The organism is Herbaspirillum sp. NPDC087042, assembly GCF_044745245.1.
In the GTDB taxonomy this organism is placed as follows: domain Bacteria; phylum Pseudomonadota; class Gammaproteobacteria; order Burkholderiales; family Burkholderiaceae_D; genus Herbaspirillum.
Genome location: NZ_JBIUZW010000021.1, coordinates 57,674 through 80,481 on the forward strand (window position 1 = coordinate 57,674; position 22,808 = coordinate 80,481).

Annotated in this window: 26 protein-coding genes; 15 read left to right on the plus strand and 11 right to left on the minus strand. The window is 63.4% G+C overall.

The features are described 5' to 3' along the window. Positions 1-5: 5 nt before the first annotated feature. Positions 6-899 carry an EamA family transporter RarD gene (rarD, locus tag ACIPHN_RS23250; RefSeq protein ID WP_400440802.1) on the minus strand — a complete coding sequence of 298 codons (894 nt, stop codon included), beginning with the start codon at positions 897-899 and terminating at the stop codon, positions 6-8. Positions 900-1,039: 140 nt separating this feature from the next. After that, positions 1,040-1,351, minus strand: coding sequence for a hypothetical protein (locus ACIPHN_RS23255; protein ID WP_400440805.1), 312 nt, complete (start codon positions 1,349-1,351; stop codon positions 1,040-1,042). A gap of 494 nt (positions 1,352-1,845) precedes the next feature. Between ACIPHN_RS23255 and ACIPHN_RS23260 the strand changes: the two genes are divergently transcribed. Together ACIPHN_RS23260 and ACIPHN_RS23265 are read left to right on the plus strand one after the other, a co-directional pair. Then, positions 1,846-2,664 (plus strand): substrate-binding periplasmic protein, encoded by an 819-nt coding sequence (locus ACIPHN_RS23260; RefSeq protein WP_400440807.1) that lies wholly within the window; start codon positions 1,846-1,848, stop codon positions 2,662-2,664. Between the two features lie 121 nt (positions 2,665-2,785). Continuing rightward, positions 2,786-3,097 carry a helix-turn-helix domain-containing protein gene (locus ACIPHN_RS23265; RefSeq protein ID WP_400440810.1) on the plus strand — a complete coding sequence of 104 codons (312 nt, stop codon included), beginning with the start codon at positions 2,786-2,788 and terminating at the stop codon, positions 3,095-3,097. Positions 3,098-3,164: 67 nt separating this feature from the next. Here ACIPHN_RS23265 and ACIPHN_RS23270 read toward each other — a convergent pair whose 3' ends face one another. The 4 genes from ACIPHN_RS23270 to ACIPHN_RS23285 all read right to left on the minus strand — a co-directional run bounded on the left by ACIPHN_RS23270 (position 3,165) and on the right by ACIPHN_RS23285 (position 6,030). Beyond that, entirely contained in the window at positions 3,165-3,413 is a 249-nt protein-coding gene (locus ACIPHN_RS23270) for a DUF3297 family protein (RefSeq protein WP_400440813.1), read from the minus strand. A 62-nt stretch (positions 3,414-3,475) separates the two neighbouring features. Next, the gene (locus ACIPHN_RS23275; RefSeq protein ID WP_400440816.1) at positions 3,476-3,853 is read right to left on the minus strand and encodes a RidA family protein; all 378 of its coding nucleotides are present in this window, start codon (positions 3,851-3,853) and stop codon (positions 3,476-3,478) included. Continuing rightward, positions 3,843-4,985 (minus strand): DSD1 family PLP-dependent enzyme, encoded by a 1,143-nt coding sequence (locus ACIPHN_RS23280; RefSeq protein ID WP_400440819.1) that lies wholly within the window; start codon positions 4,983-4,985, stop codon positions 3,843-3,845. The genes ACIPHN_RS23275 and ACIPHN_RS23280 overlap by 11 nt, the downstream gene beginning before the upstream one ends. Positions 4,986-5,124: 139 nt before the next feature. Continuing rightward, on the minus strand, positions 5,125-6,030 hold the full coding sequence (locus tag ACIPHN_RS23285; protein WP_400440821.1) for a LysR family transcriptional regulator: 906 nt from the start codon (positions 6,028-6,030) through the stop codon (positions 5,125-5,127). A gap of 213 nt (positions 6,031-6,243) precedes the next feature. Between ACIPHN_RS23285 and ACIPHN_RS23290 the strand changes: the two genes are divergently transcribed. Further along, positions 6,244-6,366, plus strand: coding sequence for a hypothetical protein (locus tag ACIPHN_RS23290; protein ID WP_255562930.1), 123 nt, complete (start codon positions 6,244-6,246; stop codon positions 6,364-6,366). A 152-nt stretch (positions 6,367-6,518) separates the two neighbouring features. On the opposite strand, the gene ACIPHN_RS23295 is transcribed toward ACIPHN_RS23290, so the two are convergent. Both ACIPHN_RS23295 and ACIPHN_RS23300 read right to left on the minus strand, forming a co-directional pair. After that, entirely contained in the window at positions 6,519-6,926 is a 408-nt protein-coding gene (locus tag ACIPHN_RS23295; RefSeq protein ID WP_400440822.1) for a DUF2000 family protein, read from the minus strand. A 51-nt stretch (positions 6,927-6,977) separates the two neighbouring features. After that, positions 6,978-7,799 (minus strand): AraC family ligand binding domain-containing protein, encoded by an 822-nt coding sequence (locus ACIPHN_RS23300; protein WP_400440825.1) that lies wholly within the window; start codon positions 7,797-7,799, stop codon positions 6,978-6,980. A 186-nt stretch (positions 7,800-7,985) separates the two neighbouring features. On the opposite strand from ACIPHN_RS23300, the gene ACIPHN_RS23305 reads away from it, so the two are divergent. Continuing rightward, positions 7,986-8,633, plus strand: coding sequence for a Type 1 glutamine amidotransferase-like domain-containing protein (locus ACIPHN_RS23305; RefSeq protein WP_400440828.1), 648 nt, complete (start codon positions 7,986-7,988; stop codon positions 8,631-8,633). A gap of 86 nt (positions 8,634-8,719) precedes the next feature. Here ACIPHN_RS23305 and ACIPHN_RS23310 read toward each other — a convergent pair whose 3' ends face one another. Further along, a complete protein-coding gene (locus ACIPHN_RS23310; protein ID WP_400440830.1) occupies positions 8,720-10,351 on the minus strand; it encodes a methyl-accepting chemotaxis protein in 1,632 nt (543 codons plus the stop codon). Between the two features lie 152 nt (positions 10,352-10,503). Beyond that, positions 10,504-10,851, minus strand: a complete 348-nt coding sequence (locus tag ACIPHN_RS23315) for a hypothetical protein (RefSeq protein WP_400440833.1) — start codon at positions 10,849-10,851, stop codon at positions 10,504-10,506. A gap of 281 nt (positions 10,852-11,132) precedes the next feature. Here ACIPHN_RS23315 and ACIPHN_RS23320 point away from each other — a divergent pair, with 281 nt between their 5' ends. From ACIPHN_RS23320 to ACIPHN_RS23335, 4 genes are all read left to right on the plus strand, one after another. Next, positions 11,133-11,870 (plus strand): type 1 glutamine amidotransferase, encoded by a 738-nt coding sequence (locus ACIPHN_RS23320; protein ID WP_400440836.1) that lies wholly within the window; start codon positions 11,133-11,135, stop codon positions 11,868-11,870. Between the two features lie 144 nt (positions 11,871-12,014). Next, entirely contained in the window at positions 12,015-12,965 is a 951-nt protein-coding gene (locus ACIPHN_RS23325; protein WP_400440839.1) for a PhzF family phenazine biosynthesis protein, read from the plus strand. A gap of 43 nt (positions 12,966-13,008) precedes the next feature. Then, positions 13,009-13,830 (plus strand): helix-turn-helix domain-containing protein, encoded by an 822-nt coding sequence (locus ACIPHN_RS23330; RefSeq protein WP_400440842.1) that lies wholly within the window; start codon positions 13,009-13,011, stop codon positions 13,828-13,830. A 154-nt stretch (positions 13,831-13,984) separates the two neighbouring features. After that, positions 13,985-14,896 carry a helix-turn-helix transcriptional regulator gene (locus ACIPHN_RS23335; protein ID WP_400440844.1) on the plus strand — a complete coding sequence of 304 codons (912 nt, stop codon included), beginning with the start codon at positions 13,985-13,987 and terminating at the stop codon, positions 14,894-14,896. Between the two features lie 105 nt (positions 14,897-15,001). Here the strand turns inward: ACIPHN_RS23335 and ACIPHN_RS23340 are convergent, their stop codons facing one another. Further along, positions 15,002-15,667 (minus strand): NrtR DNA-binding winged helix domain-containing protein, encoded by a 666-nt coding sequence (locus ACIPHN_RS23340; protein WP_400440847.1) that lies wholly within the window; start codon positions 15,665-15,667, stop codon positions 15,002-15,004. Between the two features lie 202 nt (positions 15,668-15,869). On the opposite strand from ACIPHN_RS23340, the gene ACIPHN_RS23345 reads away from it, so the two are divergent. The 7 genes from ACIPHN_RS23345 (at position 15,870) to ACIPHN_RS23375 (ending at position 22,752) form a co-directional block, all read left to right on the plus strand. Next, a complete protein-coding gene (locus ACIPHN_RS23345) occupies positions 15,870-16,733 on the plus strand; it encodes a cysteine hydrolase (protein WP_400440850.1) in 864 nt (287 codons plus the stop codon). A gap of 58 nt (positions 16,734-16,791) precedes the next feature. After that, on the plus strand, positions 16,792-17,985 hold the full coding sequence (pncB, locus tag ACIPHN_RS23350) for a nicotinate phosphoribosyltransferase (RefSeq protein WP_400440853.1): 1,194 nt from the start codon (positions 16,792-16,794) through the stop codon (positions 17,983-17,985). 20 nt (positions 17,986-18,005) lie between these two features. After that, the gene (locus ACIPHN_RS23355) at positions 18,006-19,703 is read left to right on the plus strand and encodes an NAD+ synthase (protein ID WP_400440856.1); all 1,698 of its coding nucleotides are present in this window, start codon (positions 18,006-18,008) and stop codon (positions 19,701-19,703) included. Between the two features lie 12 nt (positions 19,704-19,715). Next, positions 19,716-20,780 carry a bifunctional nicotinamide-nucleotide adenylyltransferase/Nudix hydroxylase gene (locus tag ACIPHN_RS23360; protein WP_400440859.1) on the plus strand — a complete coding sequence of 355 codons (1,065 nt, stop codon included), beginning with the start codon at positions 19,716-19,718 and terminating at the stop codon, positions 20,778-20,780. A gap of 332 nt (positions 20,781-21,112) precedes the next feature. Next, positions 21,113-21,712, plus strand: coding sequence for a hypothetical protein (locus ACIPHN_RS23365; protein WP_400440862.1), 600 nt, complete (start codon positions 21,113-21,115; stop codon positions 21,710-21,712). After that, on the plus strand, positions 21,709-22,275 hold the full coding sequence (locus tag ACIPHN_RS23370) for a hypothetical protein (protein ID WP_400440865.1): 567 nt from the start codon (positions 21,709-21,711) through the stop codon (positions 22,273-22,275). Before ACIPHN_RS23365 ends, ACIPHN_RS23370 begins: the two co-directional genes overlap by 4 nt. A 231-nt stretch (positions 22,276-22,506) precedes the next feature. Continuing rightward, positions 22,507-22,752, plus strand: a complete 246-nt coding sequence (locus tag ACIPHN_RS23375; protein WP_400440868.1) for a hypothetical protein — start codon at positions 22,507-22,509, stop codon at positions 22,750-22,752. Positions 22,753-22,808: the final 56 nt, after the last annotated feature.

The following is a 22,808-nucleotide window of genomic DNA, read 5'->3' on the forward strand; positions in this document are numbered from 1 at the left end:
GGGCCTCAGGTGGCCTGACGTCGCATCAGCTTGACGCTGTGCAAGGCCGTCAGCGCGACCGACAGCCAGATCGGCGCATAGGTCCCCAGCTGCGAGGATTGTAGAGTTTCTCCCAGGACGGCCATGGCTACCAGCACCAGCAGCACCGGCTCGACGTAACCGAGGATGCCGAACAGACCCATGGGCAGCAGCTTGCTGGCACGCAGATAGGAGGTCAGCGCCACCATGCTGATGATGCTCAGCCCGGCCAGCAGCAGCACCATGGAGGGCCTTTGCAGCGTGGCCATGGCCGAACCGTCCATGCCCAGCATCAGCAAGGCCAGCGGTGCCAGCACCAGCAGCTCGGTCACGAAGATCATCAGGGAGTCGAGACGGATGCGCCGGCGCAGGATGAAGTAGGGGGGATACCCCAGGGCCACCGCCAGGGTCGGCCAGGAAAAGGCGCGCGTCATCCACAGTTCGTGTGCTACGCCCACACAGGCGAACAGCACGGCCAGCCGTTGCAGCAGGTCCATGCGCTCGCCATAGTAGAAACGGCCCACCAGCACCATCGACAGCGGCAGCAGGAAGTAGCCCAGCGATACCTCCAGCGCCCGGCCATTGACCGAGCCCCACAGGAAGAGCCATTGCTGGAAACCGAGCAGGGCCGCCATGGTGACCAGCAGCAGGCAGCGCGAAGGGCTGCCCAGCAATTGCCGCAGGGCCTGGCACAGCTGCGCCAGCTGGCCGCGCCAGGCGATCAGGGCCAGTGCTACCAGGGCGGTGCCCAGGATGCGCCAGGCGAAGATGTCGCTGCCATCGAGCGGTGCCAGGAGCCGGGTATAGCCGGAGAGGAAAGCGAACAGTGCCGAGGCGACTACGGACAGGCCGATGCCACGGCCGATTTCATGATGATTCATTGCCAGACCAGGAAGGGATGCCGGCGCATCCCATGCGCCACGGCAAAAGCGCGATTCTACGGCATGCAGGAAGCGCCTGCCCGGTCATGAAAAAGCCCCGGCGCATGCGCCGGGGCGGGGAGGACGTGGGACGTCAGCGATCAGGCGCCCGGCGAGGTACCCATCGGGCCGTCCTTCAGTTCGCGGGCGTAGTTGTTGGGGCGTCCGCTGGGCATCTCATAGCCCTTGTGATCCATGTACTGGCCGTTCTGTCCGCTTTCCTGGTAGCCGGCCGGTGGGCTGGTCTGCTCGCCCTGGTAGTTGTAATACTGCGGCTGCGCGGGCGAGGAGTCGTACTGCTGCTGCGGGGGCGCCTGCATGCCGGTGCCGCCCTGGTCGTAGGACTGCGCATAGGCGCCGCTGGCGAGGGTGGCGGTGGCCAGGATGGCGGCGCCGAGGATGGTCTTGGTCATGGCTGTTCTCCTTTATCCTTGGATAGCCGTTGCGCGATCTGCGCAAACGTGGAGTCATCATAGGAAGCGCCGGGCCGGGTGGCAGTCGGCGATGACTGCATGTTCCTGTCAGCGCATTCGCGCATCTCCGACAGAAGAACTGGCTGCCCGTGCCGTTGCGCACCGTGCTCCTGGCCGGCTCCCGGCCTGCGCAGCGCCGGGCTCATCGGTGCGTCGCTCCCTCGCAGCAAGGGATAGCGCGTCGCCAAGCCGCTCACCGTTGCGTCAATCTTCGGGAGCGCGCCTGTCAGACTGGATGCTGACAGCGGACACAGGCTTCGTTACCAGATATTTCCTCACCGGCATTGCGCCGGATTTGTCAGGTGACCAGTGTTTCCGGGCCGTTGTCGCAAAAAAGCCGGTTGCTCGTCACTGACGAGAAATTCATTTGGGGGCCGGACCGTAACCGGGTTATGCTGAACCGGAAAACAAAGTAAAACGATGCGGGAGACTTCATGCAGAATTTTTTCCCGACCTGCCTGCTGGCCACGGTAGCGGCAGTGACTGCGGTGACGATGTCGCCTGCGGCGGGTGCCGCCGAATGCAACAAGCTGGTGGTCTCGGCTGACTCCGACTATGCGCCCCTGCACTGGTACGATGGCAAGCGCCTTACCGGCGCCAGCATCGAGATTGCCACGCGGGCGCTGACAGCGCTCGACATTCCCTTTGAGGTGCGCTACGTCGGCCCCTTCCACCGGGTGCTCAGCGAAGCCGAGAGCGGTGAGGTGGCCATGATCGCCTCGCTGAAGAACACGCCCGAGCGCCAGCAGTATCTGGCCTTCACCTCGGTGCCGCTGTTTCCCAATCCCATCGCCATTTTTGTCGCGCGCGACCGGCGCTTCCCGTTTGCCGGCTGGAAGGACCTGGTCGGCAAGCGCGGCGCCATCACGCTGGGCAACCAGTTCGGTGGCGGCTTTGATGAATTCATGCGCGACAACCTGACGATCGAGACGGCGCAGAAGGCCTACATGAACTTCACCAAGCTCGACTCCGGGCGGATCGACTACCTGATCACGGGCTACTACAGCGGCGTCATCTATCTGAACCAGAGCGGCCAGGCGGATCGCTTCACGCCCCTGCGCCCTTTCGTCAGTGAAACCGACAACTACATCGCCCTGAGCAAGACCAGCCCCTGCGTCAAGTACCTGCCGCGCATCAATGCCCAGCTGGAGCTGATGCAAAAGCGCGGCGAGCTGCGCGCCATCCTGCAGAGCTTCGAGACCGACCTGCGCATCGACCCGGCCGTGGGCGACGACAAGCCCAGGCTCAGGTAAGCCGGCTGTGGCAAGATAGGGCCCCGCCACGGCCGACTGAGAAAGAACCTCCCGCGTGAACCGACAGATCCCGCCATCCCGCCCGCGTTACCGCCACTTGACTGCCGAGCAGGAACGCCTGGTGAAGACTTACATCGAGGAACACCTGTCGGAAAATATTGCCGTGGCGACATTGGCCAGCCTCTGCCATATGTCGGGCAGCTGCTTCAGTCGCGTCTTCAAGGCCAGCACCGGCCATACCCTGTGCGAATGGATCACGCGCATACGCCTGCAACGCGCCCGGACCTTGCTGGCCGGCAGCGCACTCTCCATCGCCGAGATTGCCAATGCCATCGGCTTCCACGACCAGAGCCATTTCGTGCGCAAGTTCAAGCAGGCCAACGGGGTCTCGGCCAGGGACTGGCGGGCGCAACAGCTGGCGGCCACGCCATGAGAAATGCCGCCCGGAAAAAAGGCCCGTCATGCGGGCCTGGTTCTCTTGAGGAAATGCCGACGGCAGGTCAGCGATAGAAGGGTTCGACCCGTCCCTTGAGCTTGGTCATCATGGGCTGGCCACGGCGATCCAGTGCCTTGCCGGCAGGAATCTTGATCCAGCCTTCGCTGATGCAATATTCACCGACATTGGTGAATTCCTTGTCATTGAGACGGATGCCGACATCGTGTTCGAACACGGCGGCATTGTAATGCGGGCTGCGCGGATCGACCGAGAGGCGGTCGGGGAAGGCGGGGCGTTGTGCGGTATCGTTCATGCCCGCGATTATCGGCCATAACACCGGCCAAGACAATCGGTGCGACGCAAGGCCGCACCCGCTCAGGCGCCAGCCCTGGCCACGGCCTCCACCTCGATCTTGAAGCCATAGTGCAACGGCGGCGTCGGTACGATGGCGCGCGCCGGGCGGTGCTCGCCCAGCCATTGCGCGTAGAGTTCATTGAAGCGCGGCCAGTTCTCGATATCGTCGAGATAGATGCGTACCTGTACCAGGTCATCCAGCCGGCAACCGGCCGCCTGCAACACCCGGCCGACATTGTCCAGCACCTGCAGCGCCTGCTCATCGAAGCTGGCATCGGCCAGCTTCTCGCCGGTGGCCGTGATGGGCAACTGGCCGGAGATGAATACCAGGCCGGCAGCCTCGGTGAAGTGGCTGTAGTGGCCGCCCGGGCGGGTCAATGTACTTGTCTTACCATCCATGGAAACGTCCCCATTGTGTCAACTCGCCCTCTGGCGAGAGCGCATGATAATACGGATACTGCGCTCCCGTGGCACAGGCATGGTTGGGCAGGATGCGCAGCCGGGTGCCGATGGGCAGGCGCGTGACGATATCCTCCGGTGCCGCGCCAGCCGCCGTGGCCAGGGACGAGAGGATGCCGTGCTCCTGGTTGGCGCCACTGAGCACGAGGCCCTCCAGTGGCTCACCGGTCAGCGCGCAGGGCAGGCCATAGCCGAAATCCCGCGCTTGCCTGGCGGTGCCGCGATCGCGGCTCATCGCCATCCATCCCGCATCGACGATGGCCCAGCCCTTCTCGGGCTGGTGGCCGATCACGGTGGTCAGGACGCTGAGCGCAATGTCGTCGCTGCGGCAGACGCCGACGTTATGCATCACCAGATCGAAGAACACATAGACCCCGGCGCGCACCTCGGTCACGCCCTCCAGGTGCGTGGCGGCCAGCGCGGTCGGGGTGGAACCCACGCTGACCGTGTCGCAGGGGAAGCCGGCAGCGCGGATGCGCTCGGCGGCGCGTACGCACAGGGCGCGCTCCTGCTCGGCCAGCGCGGCCAGCGCCTCTGGCGTATCGAGCTCGTAGCTGGAGCCGGCATGGGTCATCACCCCGGCCACCCGGGCGCCGCCATGATGCAGCAGGCCCGCCACTTCCAGCAGCAGGTCCTGCTCGGGGCCGATGCCGGAGCGGTGACCGTCGGTATCGACCTCGATCATGACATCGAAGACCTGCTCGTGTGTGCGGCCGAATGTTGCCAGCGCCTGGGCTGCCGCGGGATTGTCGACCACCAGTTGCAGCCGGCAGCCCTGCCGGATCAGCGCCAGCGCGCGCGGCAGCTTGGCGGGATCGATGGTGACGGCATAGAGGATGTCCTGCACGCCGGCCTGGAAGAACTGCTCGGCTTCCTTGAGGGTGGAGACCGTGATGCCGCACGCCCCCGCCGCCAGCTGCGCGCGGGTGACCTCCATGCACTTGGTGGTCTTGACGTGCGGGCGGAAATGCACGCCCAGGCTATCCAGGTGGGTTTGCATCCTGGCGATATTGTGTTGCATGCGCGGCAGGTCGATGACCGCCGCCGGGGTGTCCACGGTGCTCAGGTTCATGATGGTAGTTGACGGCCTCAAGCCAGTCCGGAGGAAGGATGAAAGATGAAAACAGGATGCGCCGATTATAGGTGCGACCATTCCGGTTTGGATTTAGCCTGGCTAACTCTTGGATTTAGTCTGGCTAAACAAATACCGTTCATTTTCTCCAGGGCGGCACCGGCCTGAAGTGCTCCTGCAGGAACTGCGTGAAATGCCGGATGCGCGCCGGCAGCCCGGCCCGGTCATGGGTCAGCGCGATGACATTGGCATCCGGTGCCTTCCAGCCCGGCAGCAAACGCACCAGCCGGCCGGCGGCCAGGTCGTCGGCCACATCCCATTCGGAGCGCAGGATGATGCCGCGCCCGGCGCAGGCCCAGCGCCGGATCACCTCGCCGTCATTGCAGCTCAGCCGCGAGGACACCCGCACGCTGCGGCTGACCTGGCCACGGCGAAAATGCCAGAGCGAGACGTCTTCATTGTTTTCATTGAGCACGATGCAGGGTAACTGTGCCAGTGCCTCCGGCGAGGCCGGCATGCCATGGCGCCGGATGAACGATGGCGAGGCGCACAGCAAGCGCGCATTGGGGGCCAGTGCATGGCCGACCAGGTTGGACAGGCGTAGCTCACCGATATGCACCACCACGTCAAAGCGGGCGATGGTCTCGGCCAGCGGCTGGTCCGACAGCGTCAGGGCAATGTCGATGTCGGGATGGGCTTGCTGGAAATCGGCGATGATGCCGGTCAGGTAGCGCCGGCCGAAGCCCAGCGGCGCATTGATCTTCAGGCTGCCGGCCAGCGCCTGGCGCTGCTGCTGCAAGTCCTCGAAGAGGGCGTCGAACTGTTGCACCAGTTCACCGCCGCGACGGCACAGCAGCTCGCCCTCGGTAGTCAGGCACAGCCGGCGCGCGCTGCGATCGACCAGGCGGAGCGCCAGCAACTTCTCCAGCCCCTGCAGGCGCTGCGTCACCGCCGAGGGCGTCACGCCCAGCTTGCGCGCCGCGCCCAGCAGGCTGCCGCTGTCGCGGATGGCCAGCAGGAAGCGGATATCACCGGAATCGGCCATGTCGATGTTGCCTTGTACAAACGTTGATGGGGGAGGGGGCTGGTTGCGATTCTAGCAAGCCCGACCTGCCCTTGTGGTGAGGTGACGACACTGCAGGGGGCTGGAGGCGGCCAGGTCGGCTATAATCGCGGCCATCGCCAGAACAAGTCCCGCCGCGCCCGACGCGGCTTTGTCATTGCAAGAGCCAGCATGGTGCTGGTCGTAGGAGAAAACATGAACAACCGCTCGAGAAAACGCCTGATTTACCGCCGTCACCGTATCGGCATGCTCATCGCTGCCATCGAATCGCTGATCGAACTGGAACAATCCATCCAGGACGCCAAGCAGGCTGGCTGAGCAGTACGCAGTATCGCCTGAACCGACTGAACCGGCCTCGCAAGGGCCGGTTTTGTTTTGGGCCGCCGCTGTTCAGCGCTCCTGGTCGGCCGCTGCAGCCAGCGCGGCCATGGCTTGCCGGGTGCTGCACGTTGCGGCTCAGGGCATGGACCTCAGGGATGCAGACGCAAGCCCTTGGTCGCCTTGTCGATGGCCTTCTTGCTGCCGCGCAGGGCCAGTCCGACCAGATCCATGTTGTCCACATCCTCGGCCAGGAAGGCTTGCCGGTTGGCCTCGTCATGGCCGGTCGAGAACATGGGGAACACATAGGGCGCCATCAGCATGTCACGTTCCACGCCGATGCGTCGCGCTGCCTGCAATCCCTCCAGGGACGATGCGAAGATGAGGATGGGCTGGCCGCACAGGCTGGCGTAGCGATGCCCGGTGGCGTCCACATAGGGCGCGCCCATGGCGTCGGGCGCGGCGCCGGCGATGCCGGTGGCCAGGAAGGCGGTGACGTTGAGGCGTTGCCACATCGGCAGATCATCACGCACGAGAATGGCGATGCGGGTATCGAACATGGGGACTCCTGTCATGGATGCAAAGCGGCCATGATAGGAAGCCGACCCGGCTCACGCTAGAACGTTTGTGCAGGCCCGGCGATAGGCTGCCGGCGAGATCCGGTAGACCCGCTGGAACCAGCGGCCCAGGTGGCTCTGGTCGGCAAAGCCCACCTCGCTGGCCACCTCGGCCGGCGTGCTGCCCTGCGCCAGCAGGCGGCGCGCGGCGCGCGGGCGCAGTTGCACCAGGTAGGCGTGCGGCGCGCAGCCATAGGCCGCCTTGAACTGGCGGCTCAGGCGGAAGCGGTCCATGCCGCTCTGGCTGGCCAGTTCGGTCAGGCCGATGTCGGCGGCCATGTCGGCGTGCAGCAGCTCGCGCGCCCGTTGTATCTGCGGCGACGGCGAGAGGGCGTTGGCGCCCGTGGGATCGAGATGGCCGGACAGGCGCACCAGCAGCGCGTCCAGATACTGGTCGCGGGCCAGGCGGCCATGGCCCTCGTGCAGCGCCAGGAAGGCCTGGTGGATGGTAGTGCTCAGCTGCCGGTCATCGCTGAGGGTGTGGCGAAAGGCGGTCAGCCGGGAGAACTCCGGCAGGCCAAGCTGGGCCAGTGTCGGTGCCAGCCACGCTTGCGGCAGGTACAGCATGGCGTAGGTAAAGCCGCTGGCGTCGGGGGCATTGCCATCGTGGATGGCGCCGGGTTCGATGAGGATGGCCTTGCCGGGCGTGCTCACATGCAGCGAGCGCCCACAGCGGAAGCGCTGCACACCCTGCAGGGTGACACCGACCAGCATTTCGTCGTGGTCATGGGGATCGTAGGCATGGCCTTGGAAATGGGCGCTGATGCTGTTGATGCCATGATCCTGGTCGCGGCGGATGTCTAGCCATTGTTTCATGGGCGTGGAAGAGGCTGGGGATGGCACATTCTAACGCCCCGTTCGCTTCAGGATGAAAATGTCCGTCTGCCAGAAGGCTGGCCCGCACGATCTCGCACCGCGTATCATCATGTCATCCATCTAGCAGCCTGATGGGCCACTGGCTGTGTGGGTAGCAAACTTTTTCCTCATTGACGGGTGTCTTTCATGCGCATGTATCTGTCGTCCTACGATCTCGGTTCTGCATCAGAAAACATCACTGGCTTGATGGCCGGTCGCACGCGCGCGGCCATTGTCGTCAACGCCCTCGATCACCGGGAGGCCGCGCGTGCGCAATGGCTGGAGAGCCAGTCGCGCAAGCTGGCCGCCCTGGGTTTGCAGGTGCGGGAGCTGGATCTGCGGGACTACTTCGGTCATCCGCAGCGGCTGCGCGATGCGCTGGCGCATATCGATCTGCTCTGGGTGAATGGCGGCAATGCCTTCATCCTGCGCCGGGCGATGCGGCAAAGCGGCTGCGATCTCCTGTTGAGCGAGTTGCTCGGCCGCGACCAGATCGTCTATGCCGGTTTCAGCGCCGCAGCCGTTATTGCCTCCACGACCCTGGGGGCGCTCACGGGCGCCAGCGATCCGGTGGAGGTGCCAGCGGGATATGCTCCTGAGGTGGTGTGGGAGGGCCTGGGCCTGCTGCCGTTCGCCGTGGTGGTGCACGTCGATTCCGATCACCCTGAGTCGACTGCCATGGACGCGGAGATTCGCTATTACCAGGAGCGCGCCATGGCCTATCGCACCTTGCAGGATGGTCAGGCGCTGGTGCTGCGGGATGGCCGTGTAGAAGTGGTGGGCATCCCCACCTAGCGGCCATGTCCCACTTCAATGCATGACGATGACGCCCAGGTTCCCCGATCCCTGGCTGGATCGTTGGCGGGATTTGCTCCGGCTTGCTAGCTCATCGCCGCGATCGTCCTGAACGGTGGCGCCTTGACCTGAACGGCGCGCACAGCCTGCTGGCTGGCAGCCTCCTGGTTCGCATCCAGACGGAAGGTCGATACCAGGCCCGCCAGGGTGCTGGCTTGCTCCATCATTGAGTTGGCCGCCGCGGCCGCTTCTTCCACCAGGGCGGAGTTCTGCTGGGTGGCCTCATCCATGTGCGTGATGGCGGTGTTGATCTGCGTGATGCCGTGGCTCTGCTCCTGGCTGGCGTGGGAGATCTCGGCTACCACGTCGGTCACGCGACGCACACTGGTCACGACATTTTCCATGGTCTGCCCGGCTTGCTCGACCAGGCCGCTGCCGCGCGCGATCTGCGATACGGAATCGTTGATCAGCGCCGTGATCTCCTTGGCGGCGGTGGCACTGCGTTGCGCCAGGCTGCGTACTTCCGAGGCGACTACGGCAAAGCCGCGTCCCTGCTCGCCGGCGCGCGCCGCTTCGACGGCGGCGTTGAGTGCCAGGATATTGGTCTGGAAGGCGATGCCGTCAATGACGGTGATGATGTCCACGATCTTGCGCGAGGAGGCGTTGATGCCCTCCATGGTGTTGACCACCTGGCTGACCACATCGCCCCCCTGGCTGGCCACTTCCGAGGCAGATACGGCCAGCTGGCTGGCCTGGCGGGCGTTATCGGCATTCTGCTGGACGGTAGTCATGAGTTCTTCCATCGCCGAGGCGGTCTCGGCCAGCGCACCGGCTTGCTGCTCGGTGCGGGAGGACAGGTCCAGGTTGCCCGATGCGATCTCGGAGGAAGCCAGTTCAATGGTATGCGTACCCTGGCGTACCTGTCCGACGATGGAGACCAGGCTCTCGCGCATCTTCTTGATGGCGAACAGCAGGCTGCCATTGTCACCGGCCTTGGTCTGGACGTCGCAGGTCAGGTCACCGGCGGCGATCTGCTGGGCGATGTCGGCAGCGTAGGAGGGTTCGCCACCAAGCTGGCGCAGCAATCCGCGGGTGATCATGATGCCGATCAGGACCGAGATCGCCGCGACGATGGCGGTGAGCATGGTGACGGTGATGGCGGCGGCCTTGGCCAGGTCTTCGGTATCGTCACGTGCGGTATTGTTCTCGGCTTCGACGTCGGCAATGACCTTGCCGATGTCCAGCACGATCTGGCGTCGCAGCGGGCTGCACTCCCTGACCAGGAATTCGCGGTACTCCTCTGTCTTGCCGCTCTCGCGGTAAATACGCGGACGTTTGAGTTCCTCGGCCATCTGCAGCAGTCCTGCGCGCATCTTGTCGAAGGCGCCATTGCCGGCAAATTGCGGTTCCAGTTCCTTGATGGCCTTGAGATACAGGTTCTTTTGCTCGTCGACGATGGCCAGTTCCTTTTGCGCGTCGGTTTCGTTGTGGAACAGGTAGGCATTGCGTGCCGCGATGCCGGTCTGGTCCAGCGCTTCCCGGGCCTGGTAGAGGGGCGCCAGTTTCTCGCTCTGGAGTGCATCAGCCGCCTTGATCGAATTGGTCAGCGAGCGGATGCTGCTCAGCGAGATGACAGACAGCAGTACCGTCAGTACGAGCAGCGAGGCGAAACCCAGCGACAGCTTGGTTCCGATTTTCAGGTTTCTGAAAGCAGGCATACATTCTCCTAGACTGGATAAGCGAGCTTGCTTCCTTCGGACCCTCCGATGACGGCATGGCTCAGCATTTGTCCAATATAAGAGAATGAGTCTTGTTTGAAACTCGGGGTTTTTCTGTCAGGTAAAGCCTGATGGCCGGCGCATTCGAGGGGCTAGTGAAGGCCCGATGCCTGCCCCTGGACATGGCAGTGCTCCTTCGTCCGCTCGTTGTTTTCTTCAAGGAAGAGCAGGAACTCCATGTGGTGCCGCACCGCGCCCAGGACCCAACGGGCCTTGTTTTGTCCGACATGGAGTTGCCCGATGTGTTCGGTGATCAGGTCACCGAGGATGAGGCGTACATCCTCCGGTTCAGCGCCGGCGGCCTGCATGGCGATGAGGCAGCCTCGCACGGCCGAACGCACCAGGTCGCCGACGAGTTCCCCTCGCTCGGCCAGGTCGGCCTGTCTGCCGATGAACTGCATATAGCGCGAGGCAATATCCTCGGCGTAGTCACTAAGCATGTCTATCCCCAATCAAGTCCCCGCATTTATATCCGTGTCAGCCGCAATGCGGTATCGGGAAGCTCCTGAGAAGACCGATCTGCAACCTCCGTCGGCTTGTTGTCATTTGGAAATTTCTCGTCGCGCGGCGGGACGAAAATCCACACCAGGCCGGGTTGTGCAGGCTTGATTGTTTATGCGGTTTTTATGCAAAACACCTCAAATGGAATCCGGTTTTTATGTGACGACCTCTAGATTGAGGGCTCCTTCACTACCGGCTTGCCAGAGCAGGCCAAGACTCCATGAGGCCCATCGCCATTCTCCAGCACGAAACAACGCAAGGACCAGGTGTGCTGCGCGATCACCTGGAAGACAAGGGCATTGCCTATCAGCTCATCTATCCCGCCGACGAGGGGACTGCGCCAGTCGACGCAAGCGACTTCAGCGGGATTGTCGTGTTGGGAAGCGATCATAGCGTCAACGAGAGCCAGTCCTGGATTGCCGATGAGCTGTGCCTGCTGCAGGACGCCATCCGGCGTGACGTGCCGGTCCTTGGCCATTGCTTTGGCGCGCAGATGCTGGCGCGGGCCATGGGCGCGCGGGTGCGTCGCCATGTCTGTCCGAACATCGGCTGGAGCCAGATCTGGGTGACCCCGCGTGCGCAGCAACTGATGGGCTTGCCCCGGCAGGCGACGATCTTCAACTGGCACTACGACAGCTTCGACATTCCTGCCGGCGCCACGCGCACGATGTACGGCAGCCACTGCCTGAACAAGGGTTTCTGCCGTGGACGCCAATGGGCTTTCCAGGGACATCTGGAAGTGACCGCCGAGAGTGTCCGGAACTGGTGCGCCAGCGGGCGAGCAGAGTTATGCCGTGCCGATGGGCCGGCGGTGCAGAGCGAAGCGCAGATCCTCAAGGAGCTGCACGCGCACATCGATGCCTTGCGCATCGTGGCCGACCAGACCTATGGCGCCTGGATCGGCCAGCTGGACAGGCCCTTGCGGGTGGCGTCGGGGACCGGTTCGCGCTATGCATGAGCAGGCGAGGGCGGGCGCGGGAGGGGTTGGGCTGGGCCAGCTTGCTGGCCCGATCATCGCCGCGCATGGCCTGATCGCGTGAGCGCTGGCCCGCCTTCGGCGTCAGCCTTGCAGGCAATCCAACCTCCGCAATGACAGCCTCCCATGCACCATGTAGAAGTAGTCAAGGTCTTTACCTCCGCAGCAGGCGGCGGCAACCCCGCTCCCATCGTCATCTCGGCCGATGGGCTGGATGAGGCGGACATGCTGGAAATCGCGCGCACCCATGGCCACGAAAGCGGCTTCGTCTTTTCGCCGGATGACCCCGGTCAGCATGATTTCCGCCTGCGTTACTTCGTCCCCCGCCATGAGATGAGCATGTGCGGTCACGCCACCATCGGCGCGGTCTGGCTGTTGGCCAGGCGTGGGCGCCTGGGGGCCAATCCGCTGGCGATCCAGACCTTGAGTGGTAGCGTACAGGCCTTCGTGGCAGAACTGCCCGGGGGCGAGACCTCGGTCGAGATCTCGCAGCCGACGGGCAGCGTGGTCGAGATGCCCTTCCCCGAGTTGCGCAGCGAGATCCTGGCAGCGATGGGCTTGCGCCCGCAGGATGCCCTTGATCTGCCGTTCCTCAATGCCTGTACCAGCAGGATCAAGACCCTGATCCCGCTACGTAATCCCGCCGTGCTGGATGCGGCTCGCCCGGATCCGGCCGCCATCGAGCGCTTGTGCGAGCGCATCGATTCCACCGGCTTGTATCCGTTTGCGGCCGACCCGGCCCAGGCGCAAGTTCGATGCCCGCCAGTTTCCCAAAGCCTCAGGCTATCCCGAGGACGCCGCCACCGGCATCGCCGCCTCGGCGCTCGCCTTCGGCTTGCTGTACTACGGCATGGCCGCAGCGCACGCCGGCTCCCTGCTGGTTCATCAGGGGCGGGCGATGGGCTGTCCTTCCGACATCCATGTGCGTTTCGACCTCAGTGGCGGGGCAGGCGCCGCTCCCGTCGGATGTTTTCTGGGCGGATCGGTCACGCTGGCCTAGGCGCTGTCGTCGCAGACAGGGTAATATCGGCGTCCTGTCCTCCCTCTGCTACCGAGAGTTGCCATGCGCTCCAGTGACCTCGCACACCCTACGACCAGACGTTCTCACAAGATCCCCGCGATGCATCCCGATGTCCTGCATTGCGAGATGAGCAGCGGTGCGGGCTATGCGATGAACTGGCATTCCCATGACTGCCCCATGCTGTTGCTCCCGCGTCGCGGCAGCCTGCTGCTGTCGACGGAGGATGGCTTGCGGGACCAGCGTCTGTCGAACCTGTCGTTTTCGGTGGTGGGCACCGATATCGCGCATGCGACCTCGGCCGCCTTTGGCGAGGAAAGCCATCTCACCTTGTATGTCGAACCGGATTACCTGAATCACTACGGCCCGCGACATGCCGGAACGAACCTGCAGGCGGCCGTTGCCACCCATGGCCTGTGGGGCCGCAGTGATGTGCTGGGCGCCATCCTGATGCTCTACGACAGGATCGAAGCCTCCATGCAATCCTCGCCGGATGCACTGGAGCAACGCCAGCGCCTGTACCACCTCAATCACCTGCTGTTCGAGGAGTGCATGCGCATCGTCGCCAGCGCGGACAGCGTCGATGCCAACAGCAAGCCCGACCACAACATCCTGCTGATTCGCCAGGTGCAGCAGTTCATCTGCGATCGGCTGGATTTGCATCACGACATCGATATGCTTTGCCGGCAGTTCCACCTGTCACGCCGGCATCTGACGCGCCTGTTCCGCGACATCACCGGCGAGAGCATCATCGATTACGCCAACCGGCAACGCGTGGAGCAGGCCCGCAAGCTCATCGGCGAGCGTGGCATGTCGGTGCTGCAGGCCGGGCTGGCCGTGGGTATCGACTCGCCGTCCTATCTGGCACGCCTGTTCAGGAAGCATCTCGGCGTGGTCCCCAGCGATTGCCGCAAGACGCATTGAGGTCCGTCCGGAGGGCGTGATCATGGCCCGAATGTGCTAGCTCATGGCCCGATCAGGCGAGCCTCGCTCGCCCCGTGGCGGCACACTTCCAGTCATCCGATCAGACACGCAGCCCTATCGCTTCGCGCGATATGCGCCTGCCAGGCCCAAGACGATGACCACCTCTTTCACCACCACCACTGCGGCAGCCCTCGATCCGACGGCCAGGCACGATGAGCGCAGGGCTGATCACGTGCAGCTTGGCACCTTGTTCCAGCGCGAAGGGATGGGAATCTACCGGAAGACCTGCCGCAGTACCGATATGCTGCAGCTCGCTCCGACCGCTGCGGGCGATGGCTTCCTTCTCGGCATCGCGATGGCCCCCGGCCACCATCGCAGGATCACCCAGGGTGAGCTGGCGGGACTGCATCATTTCGCCGATGGCGATGTCTATCTGCGCGACCTGCAGGATCCCTATGCAGCGGAGGTCGATACACCGTTCGACTTCGCGCTGTTCGAATTTTCGAGAGCCTCCTTCGATTCCCTGGCCGATGAGCGCTTCGATCCTGCCAGGACGGACCTGCATCCGGTCACAGCCAGGCGAGACCCGGTGCTGCAACATCTGGCCCATGCCGTGCTGCCCTCGCTGGCACAAGCGAGCCGGGAAAGCACCCTGTATGTGACCCAGATCCTGAGTGCCATGGCCGTCTATCTGGTCCATGCCTTCGGTGGACGCGTGGCGGCGAAGGGCCGATCCGGCGTGCTGTCGCACGTGCATGCGGAACGGGCCAAGGCGCTGTTGCGATCGAAGATGCATGGCGAATGCTCGATTGCCGATATCGCGCGTCAGTGCAATATGTCGACCAGCTATTTCATGCGGGCCTTCAAGAAAACCACGGGCAAGACGCCCCATCAATGGATGCTGTCGCAACGTATCGCACTGGCCCAGGACTACCTCAGGAACTCAGGACTCACCCTGGCCGAGGTCGCCACCCGCTGCAATTTCTCTGATCAGAGTCATTTCAGTCGCGCCTTCAATCATAGCCTGGGGATGTCGCCCAGCGCCTGGCGACGACAGGCAGCCTGAAGCGTCGAGCAGCCTGAATCGGACCGGCGCGCAAAAGAAGAAAACCCGCACATGGCGGGTTTGTGTTGGCGGGAAGCTGCGCAGAGCACATCTGGAGCGAACGCTTCAGAAGCCACGCTCCACCAGCCGCAACTGTCGATGGAAAGCGGGCTTGAGCCGGTAGAGCTGGGCCGGTCGGTGCGCGCCGGCGGTGTCGAAGTGGCCGTCGGCGGGTTCGAGCATGTCCATCTCGCTCATCTTGCGGCGGAAGCTCACCTTGTTGATGGGCTCGCCCAGCAGCATTTCATAGACGCGCTGTAACTGCGGCAGGGTGAACTCCTTGCCCAGCAGATGGCAGGGCAGCGAGGAATACTGGCTCTTGCTGCGCAGGCGCGATACTGCGGTCTCGATGATGGCGCTATGGTCGAAGGGCAGGGGCGGCAGGCGATCGACGCTGGCCAGGACCACGTCGCTACGCTCGGCCTGGGTAATCATGGCCGCCGGTACCAGGGCATAGTAGACGATGGAGACCGACCAGCCGCGCGGATCGCGTGCGGCGCCGGAGAAGGTGGCCAGTTGTTCCAGGTACGGCGCTTCGATGCCGGTCTTGTCCAGCAGCACACGCCGGGCGGCATCGCGCGCATCGGTATCGGCATCGGCGTGGATATAGCCACCCGGCAGGGCGGCTACCCCCTTGAAGGGCGCGTGCTCGCGCCTCAGGAGTGCAACCTCCAGCCCATCGGCCAACAGCGTCAGCAGTACCACGTCCACCGTGCAGATCACCTGATTCAATTTTCCTCCTCGCCGCTGATTACGCTAGCAGTCTAATGGCACTTAGTGTCATTGTGAATCTATTTATTGTTATCCATGAAATATTTTCTTTGTGGAATAGGAAGGATGCGGGTGAATGAAAGAAGTCCCTTCGACTAGCTTAGTTGCAAAATTAAATTAAGTGTTCTACACTGGCTTCACCGCAACCCGAAAGGTGGAAGCCATGAAGCGCAATCTGCATCTCCTCGTGATCGATCCGCAAAACGATTTCTGCGACCTGCCCGCCGCCTACCTTCCTGCCGATCCGCTCAGCGGCACGCCCCAGCAACCGGCGCTGCCGGTGGCCGGCGCGCATGCCGACATGCAGCGCGTGGCGCGGCTGATCGATGAAGGTGGCCGCGGCCTGTCCGCCATCAGCATCACCATCGATTCCCACCACAGGCTGGACATCGCTCACCCGACCTTCTGGCAGGCCGGTGATGGCGGCGCGGTCCAGCCGTTCACCCAGATTGACGCCGCCGACGTGCGTGCCGGCAGCTATCTGCCGCGCGATCCGCAGGCGTTGCCGCGCGTGCTGGCCTACCTGGATGCATTGGAAAGCGCTGGCCGCTACCGCCTGATGGTCTGGCCGGTGCACTGCGAGATCGGCAGCTGGGGCGGGGCCGTGCACGCCGACGTGCGCGCCGCCTACAACCGCTGGGAAGAGGCGACCCTGGGCACCGTCGCCAAGCTGGCCAAGGGCAGCAATCCGTGGACCGAACACTACTCGGCCGTGATGGCCGAAGTGCCGGACGCCGACGATCCCGACACCCAGCTCAACCAGGACTTCATCCACGGGCTGGCCCTTGCCGACCGCGTCTACATCACCGGTGAAGCCGGCAGCCACTGCGTGCGCGCCACCACCGAGCACATCGTCGAACACCTCGACGCTGCCGGCCGCGCAAGGCTGGTGCTGGTCACCGATTGCATGAGTCCGGTGGCAGGCTTCGATGCGCAGTACCGCGCCTTCCTCGACGCCATGGCCGCCGCCGGCGTGCGCCTGGCGAGCGCGGCCGAGGTGCTGGCCGAGTTGCAAGCCAACGTCTGAAGACCGGGGCCGGTGTGTGAACGCCGGGCCCATCATCCCTACGAAAGGAGTGCGCATCATGGCGCCCGTCGTCCGCAGTCTGCTGGAAACCGACCTCTACAAGTTCACCATGTGGCAGGCGCTGCTGCACAGCCACCCCGGCGCGCAGGCCGAATACGTCTTCGTCTGCCGCAACCGGCCACAGTTTCCGCTGGCCGAGCTGAAAGAGGAGGTGGAGCGCGAGCTGGACCACCTGTGCTCGCTGCGCTTCACCGATGATGAACTGGCCTATCTTGCCGGCCTGCGCTACATGCGGAGCGACTTCATCGACTTCCTCGCGCTGTTCCGCTTCCAGCGCAAGTTCATCCGCGTGGAAGTCGAGGGCGACGGGCTGTCCATCGTCGCCAGCGGCCCGCAGGTACATGTGATGGGCTTCGAGATCTTCGTGCTCTACATCGTCAACGAGCTCTACTTCCGCCGCCTTGGCCATGCCGCCACGCTGGATGAAGCGCGTCGCCGCCTGCAGGACAAGATCGCCCTGCTGCGCGAGTTCGGCCGCGAGCCCGCGAGAGATTATCCCTTCGAGTTCTTCGACTTCGGTGTGCGTCGGCGCTATTCGGGGCAGTGGCAGGAAGAAGTGGTGGCCACCCTGGCGCGGGAAGTGCCGGATTACTTCAAGGGCAGCTCCAACGTATGGCTGGCCAAAAAGTACGGCCTGGTACCCATCGGCACCATGGCGCATGAATACCTGCAGTCCTACCAGGCCTTTGGCGTTCGCCTGCGTGATTTCCAGACGGCCGCGCTGGAAGACTGGGTGCAGGAGTATCGCGGCGACCTCGGCATTGCGCTGACCGACGTGGTCGGCATGGATGCCTTCCTGGCCGATTTCGACCTGTACTTCGCCAAGCTGTTCGATGGCCTGCGCCATGATTCCGGTGACCCCTTCGAATGGGGAGAGAAGGCGCTGGCGCACTATCGCAAGCTGCGCCTCGATGCCAGCACCAAGCGCCTGGTGTTTTCCGATGGTCTGGATCTGCCCGAGGCTTTCAGGCTGTACCGGCACTTCTCCGGCCGCGTCATGACCGGCTTCGGGATCGGCACCAATCTCAGCAACGACACCGGCATCGAACCGCTGAACATCGTCATGAAGCTCACCTCCTGCAACGGCCAGGCGGTCGCCAAGCTGTCCGACTCGCCGGGCAAGACCATCTGCAAGGACGAGACCTTCCTGGCCTATCTGCGCCAGCTGTTCGGTATCAGCGCCGCCGCCTGAGGCGGCAGAAAGGAGCCATCATGCTTCGCATCGCCATTGCCCAGCTCAATCCCACCGTCGGCGATTTCGACGGCAACGCGGCACAGATCATCGAGGCCATGCAACGCGCCGCCGCCGGTCGCGCCGACCTGGTGGCCTTCCCCGAATTGGCCGTGTGCGGCTACTACCCGGGGGACCTGCTGGAAGAGTCGCGTTTCCTGCGCAATATGGACGCGGCGCTGGAACGCATCATCGTCGCCACCCGCGCGCTACCCGGCCTGACCGCGGTGATCGGCGCAGTGCGCCGCAATCCCGGTCCGGGCAAGCCGCTGTTCAATGCGCTTCTGGCGGTACGCGAAGGCGTCATCGTGGCGGAATATCACAAGCAACTACTGCCGGTGTATGGAGTGTTCGACGATGGCCGCCATTTCGAGGCCGGCCCGGAAGTGGCGTGCGTGCTGCCACTCAAGGGTGTGCGCGTGGGCTTCCTGATCTGCGAGGATGGCTGGAACGACGATCTGCGCAGCTATCGCGTCAATCCCTTCCAGAAGCTGGCGGACGCCGGCGCACAACTGGTGCTGTCCATCAATGCCAGCCCCTCCGATGTCGGCAAGCGCGCCCAGCGCCACAGCCTGTTCCAGGCCGCCTGCCTGCGGCGCGACATGGCGCTGCTGTACGTCAACCAGGTCGGTGGACAGGACCAGCTGGTGTATGACGGCGCCTCCTTTGCCATGTCGCCGCAACAGGGGCTGGCATTCGAAGCCGCGCGATTCGCGCCGGATTTCCAGCAACTGGCGTTCGAGGATGGCCGTTTCCTGCGCGACGACGGCAGCAACGCGTCCCGGCCGGTGGAGGATGCATTGCCGACACCGGAGTTCTATCGCCGCCAGATCATCCTCGGCCTGCGTGACTATGCGCGTCGCTGTGGCTTCGAGCGGGTGGTGGTAGGGTCGTCGGGCGGTATCGATTCGGCGCTGACGATCGCGCTGGCGGCCGAGGCACTGGGGCCGCAGAACGTAGTGGCGGTGACCATGCCGTCGATGTTTTCCAGCGCAGGCTCGGTAGACGATTCCGAGACCCTGTGCCAGACCCTGGGTGTGCAGTTGTTCCGTCACCCCATTGCCGATCTGGTGCGCGAGTTCGAAGACGGATTCGCCACGGCCTTTGGCGCGCCGCTGCGTGGCTTGCCACTGGAAAACCTGCAGGCGCGGGTGCGCGGCGCGGTGCTCATGGAGTATTCCAACGGCTTCGGCGCCTTGCTCCTGACGACCGGCAACAAGAGCGAGATCTCGGTTGGCTATTGCACGCTGTATGGCGATACCAATGGCGGTCTTGGCCTGATCGGTGATCTCTACAAGACCGAGGTGTATGCATTGGCGCGTCACCTGAACACCACCGCCGGCCGCGCGCTCATCCCCGCCACCGTGCTCGACAAGCCGCCCTCGGCCGAACTGGCGCCGGACCAGCGCGATACTGACAGCCTGCCGCCCTACGAGGTGCTGGACGAGATCCTCAAGTGGCACATCGAAGGCGATCGCCTGCCGGCGCCGGAAGCCCGTGCGGCCGAGGACTTTGTCGAGAGTCTACGTGCAAGCGGGGAGGGGGCCGCGCTGGTCGAACGCATCTGCCGGCTGACCGCGCGCAACGAATACAAGCGCCGCCAGTCGCCGCCGGTGATCCGGGTGCGGGCGCGCGCTTTTGGCAGCGGGCGGCAGATTCCCATCGCAGTCAAATACTAACAAGGAGCGACCATGACAGCGCAAGACAAGGCAGGAACGGAGAGCGCGGCGGATGCGGCGGTATTGATCGGGCGCTTCCAGCCTTTCCACAACGGCCACCTGCATCTGCTGCAACGCGCGCTGGAACGCGCACCGACAGTGATCGTGGTGCTCGGCTCGGCCTTCCACGCACGCAATACCAAGAACCCGCTGACCTGGCAGGAGCGCGCCACCATGATTGCAGGAGCCTTGCCGCAGGCGCAACGGCAACGCGTGCGCTTCGTTGCTACGCGAGACTATTACGACGACCGGCGCTGGTCGGCCGAGGTCCGGCGTCTGGTCGAGGAAGTGGCGGGTGAGCAGGCGCGCATCGTCCTGGTCGGACACTTCAAGGATGCCTCCAGTTACTACCTGCGTCACTTCCCGCACTGGACTCTGGAGGCGCTGGAGCGGGCCGGCGACATCGATGCCACCGATATCCGGCGCCTGTGGTTCGAGGCCGAAGACATGGAGGTGACGATGGACGTGCTTGCCCAGACATTGCCGCCCAGCGTGCGGCAGTATCTGCGCACCTGGTCGCTGCTGCCGCACTACGCGGCGCTGGCCGAAGAGCATCGCCAGCTGCAACAGTACAAGGCGGCCTGGTCAGCGGCCCCCTATCCGCCGATCTTCACCACCGTCGACGCCGTCATCCGCGCGGCGGATCATGTGTTGCTGGTGCAGCGCAAGGGCTTTCCGGGACGCGGCCTGTGGGCCATCCCGGGCGGCTTCCTGGACCAGCGCGAGCGCCTGCTGCAGGCCGCGCTGCGCGAGCTGGCCGAGGAGACCAATCTGGCGGTGCTGCCGGTTACGCTGGAAGACGCGCTGGTGGACGTCAGGATCTTCGACCACCCTGACCGCAGCGCACGCGGGCGCACCATCACCCATGCCTACTACTTCGACCTGCGCCTGGAGCATCTGCCGGAAGTCGAGGCTGCCGACGACGCCGCCCAGGCGGTATGGACGTCGATCGCACAGCTGGCGGCGATGGAGGAGCGTTTCTTCGATGACCACTTCCACATCCTCGACAGCTTCCTCACACTGACCGGAGCGCGCTGAGCCATGCACGTTCTGGCGTGCTCCGATGCCAGCGGGAGGGGGCTCTCCATGCAATACCTTGTCGTCACTAAGCTATTCTGGTTTTGCACTAGAATAGCCAACGTCAACAAAAAATAACTCAGACGGGGAAGGCGTAAATCGCCTTGGGGAACAATGACAGCCTTTGGGGAAAGGTGTCTTCTCGATCTCATTCACTACAGTACGCACGCATCCGCTGGAAATTTCAGCGGCGGCAAGGCTTCGTTGCATCTCCCTCGGTGAGCTCGGCGAGGAACAGTTGTTGGCGCTTTCATCGCAGTTTGATCCATCACAAATCGAAAATAAGGATTGCAATGTTCAAACGTCTTTTCAATGCACTCGTCCTGGTCGCCCTCAGTCTTGCCCTGTCGGCTTGCGTCAGCATCCACGCCTACGTCGACAACAGCCTGGGCGATACGAATTACGCCGACCTGAAGAAATCCGCTGCGCCACAGCCTATCCAGTTATTGTTTGAATTCCAGACCAAGGGCGTCTCGAATGCGCGCGCCACCGAATCCACACGTCCCAAGGTATTTGAAGAGATTTCCAGATCCGGGATGTTCAGTTCGGTTTCCTACGAGCCCGTGGCCTCCGGCAGAAAGCTCTCGGTCTTGATCCAGAACGTCCCCCTGACCGACAACCCGGGCGGCAAGGGATTCGTGACCGGCCTGACGCTGGGTCTGGCAGGCTCCACCGTGGCAGATGGCTATATCTGCACGATCACCTATATCGAACCTGGTCATGACAATGTCGCCACCGAGGTCAAGCACTCCATCGTCACCACTGTCGGCAATGCCACCGGACCCGCGGGCCTGGCGCCGATGACGCTGATGCAGGCATTCGACAAGGTGGTCCGGCAGATGATCGGCAAGGGGCTGAGGGATCTCGGCAATGTCTCGGATCTCGCCCAATGAAGCCGATCGAGAAGATGAGTCGCTATGCCTCGGCCTGGCGATGCGGGATCGTTGCGCTGCTGTCGGCATGGACGCTTGCCGGCTGCGTGACGCAGCCGCTTCCGGTCTATCAGGTCAGCTTGCAGAACCAGGTGGCACTGGCCAAGCTCGCTCCCGGAGCGAGATACCGCACGTCATCGGTCAACGCGCCGTTGGAGGCCTCAGCCAGTGTGCGTGCGTATTCGGCGATGCCGCCTCAGGGTGGCTGGTCGGCGTTTCTTGAAGAGGGGCTGAGAAAGGAACTCACGTCGGCCCAGCACTATGACAAGGATGCCCAGAAGCACATCGAAGTCACGGTGATCAAGCTCAATTTCCGGGATGGCGTTGCCGAACTGGCGTCGAGATTCGTGGTGCGACAAGCTGGCGTGGTCGTCTATGACAAGGTGTTGAGCGTCCAGAGCAACTGGAGTTCTCCTTTCCTCGGCGTCCTGGCCGTGAGTGATGCGATCATTCAATATGGCGCAGCCTTCCAGCAGCTGCAGCGCAAGCTGTTTGATGATGTGGACTTCATCAGGCTGACATGATGGCCGGGCGCGGGGGCTATTGCTTCCGCGCCTGTTTTAATGATGGCGACATCAGTGGCTTGTTTGAGACTGGTGGTCTTGTCCGCTGGCCTTTTGGGCGCAAGACCTGCCCGATAATGCGCAGAGATGGCAATCATCTATGGATGACTTGGCTTGAGGATTGGCAGTTCATTTGAATGCCGAAAACGGCCAGGAGCGGACCAAATGAAACTGACAGGAAGGTGATAAGAAATGCCTAACAGCTTGAATGCTGCAAAAGCATGGCTTGATCTCGTGAAGGAGCAGCAGATACCTGAACGAGAGATCGTCTCCGAGCAAATTAGCGTCGGGAGTGTCGTCGCCCTATGCGATTGCGGCTGTCATGGCTTTGACTTCCATGTCCCACGAAATAAGCTGGTACGCCCCTTGGAATCGAAGTCAATGCCATTCTGCGAATTGGGTGTTGATTTGCTCGCAGATTTGACCCTCTCCATTTGACCCACCTTCCATTGCCTGCTGAAGGCAGCCACCCGGTCATACGACCCCTCATATCC

Bases quoted from the DNA above. Each gene is read 5' to 3' on its own strand.
- ACIPHN_RS23325 (WP_400440839.1), top strand. From the start codon at position 12,015: ATGCACCATGTAGAAGTAGTCAAGGTCTTTACCTCCGCAGCAGGCGGC.
- ACIPHN_RS23255 (WP_400440805.1), bottom strand. From the start codon at position 1,351: ATGACCAAGACCATCCTCGGCGCCGCCATCCTGGCCACCGCCACCCTC.
- ACIPHN_RS23330 (WP_400440842.1), top strand. From the start codon at position 13,009: ATGCATCCCGATGTCCTGCATTGCGAGATGAGCAGCGGTGCGGGCTAT.
- ACIPHN_RS23365 (WP_400440862.1), top strand. From the start codon at position 21,113: ATGTTCAAACGTCTTTTCAATGCACTCGTCCTGGTCGCCCTCAGTCTT.
- ACIPHN_RS23310 (WP_400440830.1), bottom strand. From the start codon at position 10,351: ATGCCTGCTTTCAGAAACCTGAAAATCGGAACCAAGCTGTCGCTGGGT.
- ACIPHN_RS23290 (WP_255562930.1), top strand. From the start codon at position 6,244: ATGAACAACCGCTCGAGAAAACGCCTGATTTACCGCCGTCACCGTATC.
- pncB (WP_400440853.1), top strand. From the start codon at position 16,792: ATGGCGCCCGTCGTCCGCAGTCTGCTGGAAACCGACCTCTACAAGTTC.
- ACIPHN_RS23370 (WP_400440865.1), top strand. From the start codon at position 21,709: ATGAAGCCGATCGAGAAGATGAGTCGCTATGCCTCGGCCTGGCGATGC.
- ACIPHN_RS23295 (WP_400440822.1), bottom strand. From the start codon at position 6,926: ATGTTCGATACCCGCATCGCCATTCTCGTGCGTGATGATCTGCCGATG.
- ACIPHN_RS23275 (WP_400440816.1), bottom strand. From the start codon at position 3,853: ATGGATGGTAAGACAAGTACATTGACCCGCCCGGGCGGCCACTACAGC.
- ACIPHN_RS23260 (WP_400440807.1), top strand. From the start codon at position 1,846: ATGCAGAATTTTTTCCCGACCTGCCTGCTGGCCACGGTAGCGGCAGTG.
- ACIPHN_RS23300 (WP_400440825.1), bottom strand. From the start codon at position 7,799: ATGAAACAATGGCTAGACATCCGCCGCGACCAGGATCATGGCATCAAC.
- rarD (WP_400440802.1), bottom strand. From the start codon at position 899: ATGAATCATCATGAAATCGGCCGTGGCATCGGCCTGTCCGTAGTCGCC.
- ACIPHN_RS23280 (WP_400440819.1), bottom strand. From the start codon at position 4,985: ATGAACCTGAGCACCGTGGACACCCCGGCGGCGGTCATCGACCTGCCG.
- ACIPHN_RS23355 (WP_400440856.1), top strand. From the start codon at position 18,006: ATGCTTCGCATCGCCATTGCCCAGCTCAATCCCACCGTCGGCGATTTC.
- ACIPHN_RS23315 (WP_400440833.1), bottom strand. From the start codon at position 10,851: ATGCTTAGTGACTACGCCGAGGATATTGCCTCGCGCTATATGCAGTTC.
- ACIPHN_RS23345 (WP_400440850.1), top strand. From the start codon at position 15,870: ATGAAGCGCAATCTGCATCTCCTCGTGATCGATCCGCAAAACGATTTC.
- ACIPHN_RS23320 (WP_400440836.1), top strand. From the start codon at position 11,133: ATGAGGCCCATCGCCATTCTCCAGCACGAAACAACGCAAGGACCAGGT.
- ACIPHN_RS23360 (WP_400440859.1), top strand. From the start codon at position 19,716: ATGACAGCGCAAGACAAGGCAGGAACGGAGAGCGCGGCGGATGCGGCG.
- ACIPHN_RS23285 (WP_400440821.1), bottom strand. From the start codon at position 6,030: ATGGCCGATTCCGGTGATATCCGCTTCCTGCTGGCCATCCGCGACAGC.
- ACIPHN_RS23375 (WP_400440868.1), top strand. From the start codon at position 22,507: ATGCCTAACAGCTTGAATGCTGCAAAAGCATGGCTTGATCTCGTGAAG.
- ACIPHN_RS23335 (WP_400440844.1), top strand. From the start codon at position 13,985: ATGACCACCTCTTTCACCACCACCACTGCGGCAGCCCTCGATCCGACG.
- ACIPHN_RS23270 (WP_400440813.1), bottom strand. From the start codon at position 3,413: ATGAACGATACCGCACAACGCCCCGCCTTCCCCGACCGCCTCTCGGTC.
- ACIPHN_RS23305 (WP_400440828.1), top strand. From the start codon at position 7,986: ATGCGCATGTATCTGTCGTCCTACGATCTCGGTTCTGCATCAGAAAAC.